We start from the raw sequence: 12494 nt of genomic DNA on the forward strand, positions 1-12494 counted from the left end.
CTTATTTTTTAATAAAACGCACCAAGGTGAGTGTAAAACTCACTCAAAACCATTGATTTTTCATTTAATCAAGCGTTAAAAATATCATACATGGTTTTCTCTGCAAATTAACAATCGGTCACATTTTTTTATAAAACACAATGAAGTTTGCACATGATGAAACAAGATGAGCACCTGATGACATCACGTCGGTTCGTACCGATGTTTTTTACCCAGTTTTTTGGCGCATTAAATGATAACGTTTTTAAGCAAGCTTTATTATTAGTGATTACTTATGGTTTGATTCAGCAACAATCTGCCCCAGTAAGTACCCTCAATAATTTAGCAGCTCTCTTGTTTATTTTGCCCTATTTCTTTTTTTCGGCCACTGCTGGACAAATTGCAGATAAATATGAGCGCTCACAACTCGTCCGTGGCATAAAAATTTTAGAAATTATTATTATGCTCATTGGTTCTGCTGGTTTTTTATTGGGGCACTTATGGTTGCTGCTTATTGCTTTATTCTTAATGGGTACACATTCAACATTCTTTGGCCCCATCAAGTACGCAATTTTGCCTGAAATTTTAAAACCGCACGAGTTAATGTCTGGTAATGCTCTGTTTCAGTCAGGCACTTCAATGGCAATTTTATTCGGGATGATTTTAGGTGGTGCTGTAATTGCATCATCACATGGAAACTTATTGTGGATTAGTCTTACCGTTGTGATTATTGCTTGCATTGGCTATTTATGTAGTCGGTTCATTTTACCTCAAAAAGTTGCTGCTCCCGATTTAAAGATTGACTGGAATTTCATTCGTACAAGCTTTCAAACCATTAAATATGCCAAAAGCTTACCTTTAGTATTCACTATTTTGTTAGGTAACTCATGGTACTGGTTTTATGGCGCTACTTATTTAACGCAAATTCCACAGCTCACCCAACAAAACCTCCATGCTTCAGAAAACGTTGTTAGTCTTTTGCTTACTTTCTTTTCAGTCGGTATTGGTGTCGGGTCACTTCTTTGCCGTAAAATTGGTGGTTCAGAAATTAATATTAAAATGGTGCCGATTGGTGCTATTGGCCTTACTGTTTTTGCGCTCTACCTTGCTGCCAGTTTAGCTTTTGTTCCCGAAAGAACTGGGGCATTACTTACGTTAAAAGATATTTTCACTCAAGGCTGGGTTTACTATCATGTAATGTTAGCAGTGACTTTACTGGGGATTAGCGGCGGTTTTTATATTGTTCCGCTTTATGCCATGATGCAGGCTTATTCTCCGCGCTCACATCGTGCCCGTGTCGTTGCGGCTAATAACATTTTGAATGCCGTTTTTATGGTTTCTTCAGCAATTTTTTCAATTTTAATCTTAAGTGTTTTAAAAATTGATATTAAAATACTTTTTATTATTACAGCTGTACTTAGTGCAATCTTTAGTATTTGGCTTCTAGCACGACTAAAACCAATGCTTGCCACAGCACATCTTTCTTTAGAGGACTAATTTATGCGCCACTATACTGGAATTGATCAGCTCATTAACTCTTTTGATCAAGCATTACGTAGTCTTGTTCCGGGTGCAACAGCAGCACAGCGCCAAAATCCAGCTGAAACAGTTGAAGCAAAACTAGGGGTAGAAGATGCTCGCCATGTCGCAGGTTTAATGCGTGTTAACCATAGTGGTGAAGTGTGTGCTCAAGCCCTTTATCATGGACAAGCATTAACAGCGAAATTGCCAAATGTACGCAAAGAAATGCAACAAGCAGCAATTGAAGAACAAGATCATTTAGCTTGGTGTGAAGTTCGTTTAAAAGAGCTAAATAGTCATACCAGTTTATTAAACCCAATTTGGTATGGGCTTTCGTATGGCATGGGCGCACTTGCGGGTATTGCAGGTGATAAATATAGCTTAGGTTTTGTGGCTGAAACGGAGCGTCAGGTCAGCCTTCATTTACAAGACCATTTAAAACAGCTACCAGCTCAAGATGATCGCTCTCGTAAAATTTTAGAGCAAATGAATGAAGATGAATTACATCATCGCCATACAGCGCTTGAAGCAGGTGGTGTTGAATTACCATATGCAGTAAAAATCACCATGACAGCCATTTCAAAGTTAATGACAAAAACCAGTTATTACCTTTAAAAAAACAAAGGATTGATCTAATTCGGATCAATCCTTTTTTAAATATTATTTTAATCCATGATCATATTTGAAACGTTCAATATCTCGAATTGAGTTCCAATAGTTTCGATTAATACGGTCACGATCAATTTGTAATTCTCTTAAAAGCTTACGATAACGTTCACGCTCTTCTGGCTTTAATTTTTCGTTGTACGCGTTATCAGAATATTGCTTAAACTTTTCGTCATAACGGTCATATTCATTTTTTGCATTGTAGTAATCGGAAGCTGCCTGATAATAAGGTCTTAAACGATTACGCTGCTCAACTGGGCACACATTGATATTACCACTACCTTCTAAAGCGTTATAAAAAATATTTGTTGGCTGGCAATAATACCCTAGACCTTCTTTATACCCACGTTCATATGACTTTTGATCTGGAACAATATTGGCTTTTCCACATGCTTTGTAATATTGATCTAAACTTGGCGACGAACCTTTTGAACCATCTTTCTCACCCACTAATGACCAATTTGCAGTCTTACATTCTTCTACGCTCATTGCAGCGCAACCTGAAAGGCTGATGGCTAGAATGGCTAAACCGATATTTTTCATATTAAGAGAACTCAAAAAATAAATTTAAAAAAACGCAAAAATAAAATTCCAGTAAATACCCTAAAAGGCCTTGCTCTATTCAAGACTTCAAAAAAAAAAGTGACTCACTGAATAAGCCTTTAAGTTTAAATCAGTTTGACCATCTCACCAAATTGAAAGGTCATAATTACTAATATTGTTTAATTTAAAAATAAAATTCTAAGAAATTTGCCAACTCTTAGACTGCCCTTATACGCTAATTTTACTTAAATTTTTAATTATAAAAATTAGACTCAAGCAATTGATTATTCATACAAAAAATCTAAATATTCTAAAAATCATTCTTTAATCATTTTACTCTTTTTTTATGCTATTAACCTCACAGCTTGCGGTAGGATTTTAGCTAAATAACCACCAAGGTTTTTATAATGAGTACGCATATTTATCCAAACTTAAACTTACAAGACTCTCACCTTAAGGCTTTTAAAATATCAGACGATTTTACTCCACCAACACAAGCCATTACTTTCCAACCCGATTTATTTTTGAAAGAAGTCGATGAATATTTAAACTCATATCCTCATACTCAGCATATTGATATTTGCCTACATGATTTAAACGGACATATTCGTGGCAAACGAATTGATGTAAAAAGTTTGAGAAATCTCTCCAACGGATGTTATTTTCCACTTTCTGTTTATGCAATGAGTCTTGATGGAAAAGTGATTGAAGAGACAGGCCTAGGAAAATATATTGGTGAACCAGACAGACTTTGCCTACCCATTTTAGGCAGCTTGCAGCCAAGCGCCTTATCCCCTGAATTGAATGCTCAGCTTTTCCTCACAATGCAAGAAGAAGGTGGCTCAGATTGTCGATATGAACCACGCAATATATTAAAAAAATTATTAAATCAGTTACTCGCTAACAATTATTTTCCTGTTATGGCTGCTGAACTGGAGTTTTATCTTTTCTCACCCAACCATCAAACTGAAACATGTTTGGAAAACCAATGTTTTGACATAGATGCACCAAATAACTATCAACAAGTCTTAGAAGAAGTTGAAAAAGCCGCCCTACTACAATCTATTGAAATTACCGCTATTGTTGCAGAGTCATCACCTGGACAATACGAACTAAACCTTCAACACACTCATGATATTTTAAAGCTGTGCGATCAAATTAATGCTCTAAAAAGAATTGTAAAACAAGTCGCAAGAAAGCATGACTTAACTGCCTGTTTCATGGCAAAGCCCAACTTAGCAAAGGCTGGTAGTGGCATGCATTTTCATATGAGCTTGCTCAATCAGTACCATGAAAATGTATTTAGTTCAGAAGTAGAAAAAGATGAACCTTCGCCCAAATTACTCAGCGCGATTAGTGGCCTAATTGAATTAATGCCTGCATCTATGGCTATTTTAGCGCCCAATATTAATTCTTATAGACGTTTTAAAATTGGGCACCATGTACCATTAGAAGCAAATTGGGGTACCAATAATCGTAATGTCGCAATTCGAATTCCATGCTCAGATATACAAAATCAACGCTTAGAATATCGTGTTGCAGGAGCGGACTGTAACCCCTATTTGGTTACAGCTACGATTTTAGCCGGTGTGTCTTATGGCTTATCTCATAAGTTACCGCTACCAAAACCTGCACATCTTTTAAAATTTCCTGATGAGCACATTCTATTAGCCAACAATCAGCCAGAAGCATTAAAAATATTTAAAGGGAGTCTTATTTTAAAAGGATGTTTGGGAGCTGACTTTGTAGAGCATTGGTACACAGTTAAACAGGCTGAATATCAAAATATTTATAGTCAAATGACCGAAGCAGAACAACATTGGGATATATAACTAAAAAAATACTATGACATAAAAATAAAGAAACACTGTATTTAGCGAACCCTTAGGGAGAAATTCCCTAAGGGTTTTTTTATATGTAATTAATGATTTTTCTGTTTAGATAAAAAACGCAATCCAACACCGGGTTCAGTTGCAATATAGCGTGGCTGAATTGCATTATCTCCAAGTTTACCGCGCAACTTGCCCACTAAAATACGTAAATAATGAGTATCTTCCTGATGGGTTGGCCCCCATAGTTCTTTTAACAGTTGAGGTTGTGTTAAAAGCTGTCCTTGATAGCGCATTAACAGCGTCAACAGTTGAAACTCTTTTCGAGTTAAAGTAATTGGCTGTTGCTCGATCCACACTAAACGCTGCATGACATCAACTTTAAGGTAGCCATCATCATAAACATGAGCTTCTTGTTGAATGGGTTGGTTTCTTAAAATGACTCGTATGCGCGCTAATAACTCTTGTACGCTAAAAGGCTTGGTCATGTAATCATTTGCACCAGCATCTAGTAATGCAACTTTCTCATATTCATCTGAGCGTACAGATAACACAATGACAGGAACATTCGACCAACTACGTAACTCTTGAAGCACTTCTTTACCGTCTAAATCTGGCAAACCCAAATCTAAAATAACTAAATCAGCACCTTGTGTGGCCAAAGCCTCCAGACCTTTGTAACCAGTCTCACAAAGTGTGGTTTTGTATTTTTGTGTTCTTAAAGCAATGTCTAAAAATTTACGAATTTGAGGCTCATCATCAATAATCACAATACGTGTTTCTACAGGCGATGTTTCTGAACTTATCATGACTTTACAACTTATTCTTTTACTGGATGAATGGGTAGTTTGATTTGAATTAAAGTACCTTTGTTTTGGCGACCTGAAAATGCTTCTATTGTACCCATATGAGCCCCAATAATCGCTTTCACAATTGTCAGTCCTAAACCTGTACCAAATTTTCCGCGGTCTCCACGTTCCATAGTATAAAACATATCGAAAATGCGGTTTCTTTCATCTTCAGGAATTCCCGCTCCTCTATCTTCAATTTCTATTTTCACTTCATCTTCAAATAAAAGAGAAGCCCGAATCATGACTGGTTCATCTGGAGGTGAAAAGTTTGCAGCATTTTCTAAAACATTAAAAATAGCTTGCTCTACGAGTGCTGGATGAACATATAAACTAATGGTTTGTTCAGGTAATTCGCCCAATACTTGAGTATCTGGTTTATAACGCTTCAAACGACGGGTTGCCGAACCAATTAATTCATCTACACCAATCCAGTCTCTTTTTAAAGATAAACCTTCATGACCCAAACGTGTCATATCAAGCAAATTCTGAATATAACGATCTAAGCGCTCGCCTTCTAAATGAATGGTTTCGAGTAAATCTTGCTGATCTTGCTCTGACATATCTGCTTTAAAATGGGCAAGCGTATCAGCTGCTCCAATAATAGAAGCAAGTGGTGAGCGTAAATCATGCGATACCGACGATAATAAAGCAGAACGTAATCGCTCTGTTTCACTGATTACTTTTGCTTGTTCAAGCTCATTAACCAATTGGGTTCGAAGTGCTGCCTGCGCAATATATTCAATTACGCTTTCCGTCAGCTTCTTTTGCTCAAAATTTAAAGAAATAACTTCGTCTTTAAAGTAAATTCCCACAATACCTAGGCTATTTTTTTGTTCTATAAGAGGTAAAAACCACCAGTTTGACTGACTAAGCGTATCGGTAAAACGCCCACATGGTTGTTGATGCTTCAAACACCAATCTGCTGCCACTTTTTCTTTGTCGTTTAGCTCTATGTCAGATGAAATTACTCTATCTTGAATAGAAATCCATACTTTAGTTTGAAGTTGTGTTTCTAAGGTCATACGTCCTGTTTGCATGACTTCTTCAAGGTTTACTGCACTAGAGAGCTTACGTGCCAAATCTTGCATCACCGTAGTGTAGGCATTCGCAGCTTTTAAAGACAAAACTTGCTGACGTAATTGAGAAGCCAAACGCCCAGCGATTAAAGCTGCTGCAAAAAAAGCAACAACGGTAACTACACCTTGATGCGCTGAAATCTGAAAAGTAAACCGCGGTGCAATAAAGAAAAAATTATAAGCCAAGAAACAAATAAGAGCCGCCACTACCGCAGCGAGCATTCTGGTTTTAGTGGCGACAATTAAAACGGAAATAATGAAAATGACAGAAAAGTCTTCAATCCCTAATAAAACTTCAGCAAAGTGCGCTATAAAAATACTCGCACAGGTAACGGCTAAAACAAAAATACTTTCTTTTAGTGATAAAAATGATGGCTTTTCAAGCTGAGTTGTCTTTTTGGTGCCCTGTTCAGGATGCAAAATGGTTAAAGCAATTGAGTTTTCTTGATTCAATAATTGTTGAGCTAAATTTTTCTTAAATAACTTTAACCACCACGGCGAAATACTTTTGCCAATGACCAGATTTGAAATTCCCCTATCCACAGCAGCATCCATTAAAACAGATGCAACCTGATGGCCATATATTACTTCTGTTCGACCACCGAGTTGTCGCGCCAGTTCAAATGCACGATCAATCTCAATATATTCTTTTTTATATGAATTTCCTGAACTCTGCCCAAAGTCCAAACTTTTAGCAACATTCACTACCGTCCACGTAGCCCCATAACGTTCTGCTAAACGACAACCTGCCCGTACTAAATATTCAGAAGAGCCTTGCCCATCTATCGCAATCATTAATTCGTTTTGCAACGATATAGATTTCAAACCTTTAGAGGCATAACTCTCTTTTAAATCTGAATCGACATGTTCCGCAACGCATTGCATTGCCAATTCACGCAGTGCAGTTAAGTTTGAAACGCTAAAAAAGCCCTGTAATGCCAGATTCGCTTGATCGGGTACATAGACTTTTCCTTGATGGAGTCTTTCAATGAGCTCACTGACTGGCAAATCAATTAAACGAATGTCTCGAATACGATCAAACACTCTATCTGGTACAGTTTCACTTACCCTAATGCCAGTAATCTGGTATACCACATCATTTAGGCTTTCTAAATGCTGAATATTCATGGTGGTGAATACGTCAATACCTGCATCTAGTAATTCATTGACATCTTGCCAACGGCGTTCATGACGACTATTTGGTATGTTTCGATGAGCCAACTCATCAACTAAAACGATTTCGGGATGCCTAAGTAAAATAGCATCCAAGTCCATTTCTTCTAAACTATGCCCCTGATACTGCATTTCCTTTCTAGCAATCTGAGGCAACCCTTCCAAAATTTTTAGAGTTTCTGTTCTCCCATGGGTTTCAACAATGCCAACAACAACGTCTGTACCTTGTTGAAACAACTCTTTGGCACGAGCAAGCATGGCATAGGTTTTTCCAACACCAGGCGCCGCACCGAGAAAGACCGTTAGTCGACCGGCTTGATATCTGTTGACATGATTTAATAAGGCCTCAGCCTGATTTTCGCGATTGCTTTGCACTTGATATCATCCGGTAAACTAACAACTTTATTTTTAAGTTAATGTGTAGATTGTAATTGATCTAAAGCAATATTGAGCTCTAATACATTAACACGAGCTTGTCCTAATACACCAAACTGCATCGGTTCAATATGCTTTTGCAATAGCCCTTCCACAACTTTAAGATCTAAATGGCGCGCTTGAGCCACTCGAGCCACCTGTAACTGAGCGGCTTCGGGACTAATATGCGGATCGATACCGCTGCCAGATTTAGTCACCAAATCACTTGGAATAGATGTATTGCCTGTATGATCTTGCTTTTTCACCGCGAGTATCTGAGCGTCGATTTGCTTTTGTAACTCAGGATTAGTACGAGCTAAGTTTGTACCCGCCATTGCCATTGGGTCATAGTTTGCTGCCGAAGGGCGTGGATGAAAATATTCATTCCCGACAAATGGCTGAGCCACTAAAGTTGACCCAACAACTTTGTGATCTCTTTCGACCAAACTACCATTGGCCTGATTATTGAATAAAACCTGCCCAGCGCCAGTAGCGATAGCACTGTAAACAGCACCGCACCCTACTAGAGTAAAAATTAATAATCCTAAAGATGCTCTTAAGGTCTGACCCAAATTTGCTTCTGAATTTTGTACATAAGTTTTCATTTCAAACTCCAGATTACAAACCAAATAATTGAACAATCACCACATCGATCGCTTTAATGGCAATAAATGGTAGGACCACACCACCCACACCATAAATCAACATATTTCGACGTAATAATTGAGTTGCAGTTGAAGGTTTAAATTTCACACCTCGGAGAGCAATTGGAATTAATAACGGGATAATAATCGCGTTAAAGATTAATGCCGATAAAATTGCACTGCTTGGACTCGCCAGATGCATCACATTTAAAACCTGCATTTGCGGTATCGCTGCAGCGAATAATGCAGGCAAAATTGCAAAGTATTTAGACACATCATTTGCTAAAGAAAACGTTGTTAAAGCCCCACGAGTAATCAACTGTTGTTTACCAATTTCAACCACAGCCAGCAGTTTGGTCGGGTCTGAGTCTAAGTCGACCATATTGCCGGCTTCTTTCGCAGCTTGCGTACCAGAATTCATGGCTAAGCCAATATCTGCCTGAGCTAATGCAGGTGCATCGTTGGTTCCATCACCGACCATCGCAACTAAACGACCTTGTTGTTGTTCAGTACGAATACAAGCCAATTTGTCTTCAGGTTTTGCTTCGGCAATATAGTCATCTACGCCTGCTTCAGCAGCAATCGCAGCAGCAGTTAACGGGTTATCACCCGTCACCATTACAGTTTTGATACCCATTTCTCTTAAACGAGCAAAACGTTCTTTAATACCGTGTTTAATCACATCCGAGAGTTCAATCACGCCCAATACATGATGTTGATTTGCTACAACCAAAGGCGTTGCACCTTTTTTGGCAACTTGTTCAACACGTGCTTTTAACTCTAAATCTTGAGAATAATCTTCATCGACAAATTTCAAAATGGCATCTAACGCACCTTTACGAATTTGATCACCATTGGGGAAATTCACACCAGAAATTCGCGTTGATGCACTAAAAGAGATAAATTCAACCTGCTCAGGTTCTTGCTGTTTTAGCCCTTGTTCTTTTGCTAATTTAACAATCGATTTTCCTTCTGGTGTTGGGTCTGCAAGCGAACTTACCCAAGCAGCCACTCGTAACTCAGACTCAGTTACCGAAGTTAAAGGATAAAAAGAGGTCGCTTGACGGTCACCATAAGTAATGGTTCCGGTTTTATCGAGCAGAAGCACATCAATGTCACCAGCAACTTCTACAGCTTTACCCGATTTTGCCAAGACATTGGCTTTGAGTGCACGGTTCATACCCGCAATCCCAATTGCAGGCAATAAGCCCCCAATAGTTGTTGGAATTAAGCAGACCAATAGCGCCACAAGAACCACTGGATCAAGTTCAACATGCAAATAATTGGCAATAAACGGCAAGCTAATCACAACTATTAAAAACGTGAGTGTCATCACCATTAACAAGAAGCCAAGTGCAATCTCATTCGGTGTTTTTTGACGATTTGAACCTTCAACCAAAGCAATCATACGGTCCAAGAAACTTTGGCCAGACTCAGCAGTAACCTGAACAATAATACGATCTGTAAGTACTTTGGTCCCGCCAATAACACCTGAACGGTCAGTTCCAGCTTCACGTAAAACAGGCGCAGACTCACCTGTAACAGCTGATTCATTAATAGTGGCAAAACCTTCTACAATTTCACCATCGGCTGGAACAAGCTCACCTGCATGAACTTCAATAAAATCATTTAAGTGAAGCTCAGTTGCTGCAACTTGAGTCGCTTGACGGTCGGTCAAAGAATTGAGTCTTCGAGCGGTTAAGTTTTCTCTTGCTGCACGCAATGAAGATGCCTGACCACGACCTCTAGCCTCTGCAACAGCTTCAGCATAATTAGCAAATAAAATGGTAATGAACAGGATAGCTGTAACCGCTAAACCAAATAAAAGTGTGGTGTAACCCAAAATGGTACTGATTCCAGTAACCACTGTCCCAAGCCATACAATTGCCATCACAGGGTTTTTAATTGCATGTTGTGGTAGCAATTTCACAAATGCATTTTTCCAAACTTCAAAATTTGGTACTGCCATGGTTTTTTTATGGCTATTTACATGAGTTTGTGTATTCATTTTCACTCGCCTCCTTAGCCTTTAACCAACAAAAGTTGATCGGCAATTGGCCCAAGGACAAGAACTGGCATAAATTGTAATAAGGTAAGCAACACCACAATCGTGATCAGCGTTAAGGCAAAAGTTGGAGTTTCAACTTGGAGGCTTCCTGCTGTTTCAGGTGCTTTCCTTTTTGCAGCTAATCGCGTAGCAATCATTAATGGTAAAATTAATGTCGGGAAACGTCCTAAAAGAAGAGCGATACTACAAGTGACGTTCCACCATACAGTGTTATCTCCAAGGCCTTCAAAACCTGAACCATTGTTGGCAAATGCAGAGACATATTCATAAAACACTTGGCTAATACCATGAGGTCCTGAATTGCTGATGCCTGATAGACCAGGAATGCTGAGGGTTAAGGCAGTAAAGGCAAGAATAACGAGAGGTTGAATCAAGATAATAATCGCGAGTAACTTAATTTCTGCGGCTTCAATCTTGCGCCCAAACAACTCAGGGGTACGGCCCGTCATTAAGCCTGCAATAAATACTGCGAGTAACAGATAAATCATGAACTGCTGCAGACCACAGCCTACACCGCCCCAAATGGCATTAATCAACATGTTAATGAGTTCGACCAGACCAGTAAGCGGCGCAGAAGAATCATGCATCATATTGACCGAACCATTATTTACTTGAGTTGTGACAGCTGCCCAAACCGCTGATGCTGCTGGCCCAAATCGTTGCTCTTTACCTTCCATTACGGCAAGTTGAGATGCTGTAGATGACATACTTTCAGACCAGACGGCTGCTGCACCTGAAATAATCGACATAAAAAGCATGCTACCAAACACAAAGTAAGCAAACTTTTTACGCTGAGTAAAATGCCCAACCATAAAAATTACTGTGATTGGAATGAGTAAAATCGCAATCATTTCTAATAAATTAGACAGTGGTGTTGGATTTTCTAAAGGCACAGAACTATTTGGACCGTACCATCCACCACCGTTACTACCCAATTGCTTAATAGCCACCATCGGTGCAACTGGTCCCAAAGGAATTTTTTGAGTTTCTACATTGTTGGCTTTATCAATAAGTTGTACTTCTGGCCCGCCTTGGAAAGTCGCTGGGACACCTTGGCTATTGAGCAATAATGACCAGACAAAACAGAGTGGAAGCAAAAAGCGTACTGTAGGGCGAATTACATCTGCCCAATAGTTACCAATTAAAATTTGATCTGGTTGCTCGGTAACATCAGCTGCGATATGGCTTGGACGCTGATAAAAGAACGCTCTTAAAGTCGCGACAACCAAAGCCAATCCCATCATTGGCGTGATGACTTGCAAACCTACAATACCTGTCATTTGCGACAAATAAGATAACTGAGCCTGACCAGAATAATGCTGTTGGTTCGTGTTTGTTAAAAATGAAATAACAGTGTGTAACGCTAAATCCCAACTCATATTTAGTGCATGGTTAGGATTTAATGGTAGCCATGCTTGCATCATAAAAATAGCAAGAATAGCCACTGCAAGAAAAATACAGCTAACAACAAATGCTAGAGAATATTGTTTCCAGTTCATTTGTTGTTGTGGAGATACACCTAACAAGCGATAAACAGGATTTTCAATCCAACGAAATAATCCATCACCCCACATCGGCTGATTTGCCATCACTTTGGATAGATATTTACTGAGACACCATGCTAGAAAAATAGCAATAAATAAAACAAGTATAAGTTCTAGCATGGCTATTCTCCTCTAAATCCCATGGCTTGACTTGCCAAACTGGAAATAAGGAGAAATAAAGAAATA

Annotated in this window: 9 protein-coding genes; 3 read left to right on the forward strand and 6 right to left on the reverse strand. The window is 38.8% G+C overall.

The features are described from left to right. Positions 1–153: 153 nt before the first annotated feature. Together ASF86_RS07735 and coq7 are read left to right on the forward strand one after the other, a co-directional pair. Positions 154–1476, forward strand: coding sequence for an MFS transporter (locus ASF86_RS07735; RefSeq protein WP_081407577.1), 1323 nt, complete (start codon positions 154–156; stop codon positions 1474–1476). A gap of 3 nt (positions 1477–1479) precedes the next feature. Further along, positions 1480–2115 (forward strand): 2-polyprenyl-3-methyl-6-methoxy-1,4-benzoquinone monooxygenase, encoded by a 636-nt coding sequence (gene coq7, locus ASF86_RS07740; RefSeq protein ID WP_004643288.1) that lies wholly within the window; start codon positions 1480–1482, stop codon positions 2113–2115. Between the two features lie 45 nt (positions 2116–2160). Here the strand turns inward: coq7 and ASF86_RS07745 are convergent, their stop codons facing one another. Beyond that, positions 2161–2709, reverse strand: a complete 549-nt coding sequence (locus ASF86_RS07745; RefSeq protein ID WP_056480960.1) for a DUF2799 domain-containing protein — start codon at positions 2707–2709, stop codon at positions 2161–2163. Between the two features lie 407 nt (positions 2710–3116). On the opposite strand from ASF86_RS07745, the gene ASF86_RS07750 reads away from it, so the two are divergent. Next, positions 3117–4541 carry a glutamine synthetase family protein gene (locus ASF86_RS07750; RefSeq protein ID WP_056480962.1) on the forward strand — a complete coding sequence of 475 codons (1425 nt, stop codon included), beginning with the start codon at positions 3117–3119 and terminating at the stop codon, positions 4539–4541. Between the two features lie 89 nt (positions 4542–4630). Here the strand turns inward: ASF86_RS07750 and ASF86_RS07755 are convergent, their stop codons facing one another. Genes ASF86_RS07755 through kdpA form a run of 5 tightly spaced genes read right to left on the reverse strand, consistent with a single transcriptional unit; the run spans position 4631 to position 12428 of the window. After that, positions 4631–5347, reverse strand: a complete 717-nt coding sequence (locus ASF86_RS07755; RefSeq protein ID WP_056480964.1) for a response regulator — start codon at positions 5345–5347, stop codon at positions 4631–4633. 11 nt (positions 5348–5358) lie between these two features. Then, positions 5359–8013 (reverse strand): sensor histidine kinase, encoded by a 2655-nt coding sequence (locus tag ASF86_RS07760; protein ID WP_056480966.1) that lies wholly within the window; start codon positions 8011–8013, stop codon positions 5359–5361. Between the two features lie 38 nt (positions 8014–8051). After that, positions 8052–8657, reverse strand: a complete 606-nt coding sequence (gene kdpC, locus ASF86_RS07765; RefSeq protein ID WP_056480968.1) for a potassium-transporting ATPase subunit KdpC — start codon at positions 8655–8657, stop codon at positions 8052–8054. A gap of 13 nt (positions 8658–8670) precedes the next feature. Then, the gene (gene kdpB, locus ASF86_RS07770) at positions 8671–10710 is read right to left on the reverse strand and encodes a potassium-transporting ATPase subunit KdpB (RefSeq protein ID WP_081407578.1); all 2040 of its coding nucleotides are present in this window, start codon (positions 10708–10710) and stop codon (positions 8671–8673) included. A gap of 8 nt (positions 10711–10718) precedes the next feature. Next, positions 10719–12428, reverse strand: coding sequence for a potassium-transporting ATPase subunit KdpA (gene kdpA, locus ASF86_RS07775; RefSeq protein ID WP_056480973.1), 1710 nt, complete (start codon positions 12426–12428; stop codon positions 10719–10721). Between the last annotated feature and the right edge of the window lie 66 nt (positions 12429–12494).

It is taken from the genome of Acinetobacter sp. Leaf130, from assembly GCF_001423205.1.
GTDB lineage: Bacteria > Pseudomonadota > Gammaproteobacteria > Pseudomonadales > Moraxellaceae > Acinetobacter > Acinetobacter calcoaceticus.

Coding starts and splice junctions, on each gene's coding strand:
- kdpC (WP_056480968.1), bottom strand. CDS start 8,657: ATGAAAACTTATGTACAAAATTCAGAAGCAAATTTGGGTCAGACCTTA.
- ASF86_RS07750 (WP_056480962.1), top strand. CDS start 3,117: ATGAGTACGCATATTTATCCAAACTTAAACTTACAAGACTCTCACCTT.
- kdpA (WP_056480973.1), bottom strand. CDS start 12,428: ATGCTAGAACTTATACTTGTTTTATTTATTGCTATTTTTCTAGCATGG.
- coq7 (WP_004643288.1), top strand. CDS start 1,480: ATGCGCCACTATACTGGAATTGATCAGCTCATTAACTCTTTTGATCAA.
- ASF86_RS07755 (WP_056480964.1), bottom strand. CDS start 5,347: ATGATAAGTTCAGAAACATCGCCTGTAGAAACACGTATTGTGATTATT.
- ASF86_RS07735 (WP_081407577.1), top strand. CDS start 154: ATGATGAAACAAGATGAGCACCTGATGACATCACGTCGGTTCGTACCG.
- ASF86_RS07745 (WP_056480960.1), bottom strand. CDS start 2,709: ATGAAAAATATCGGTTTAGCCATTCTAGCCATCAGCCTTTCAGGTTGC.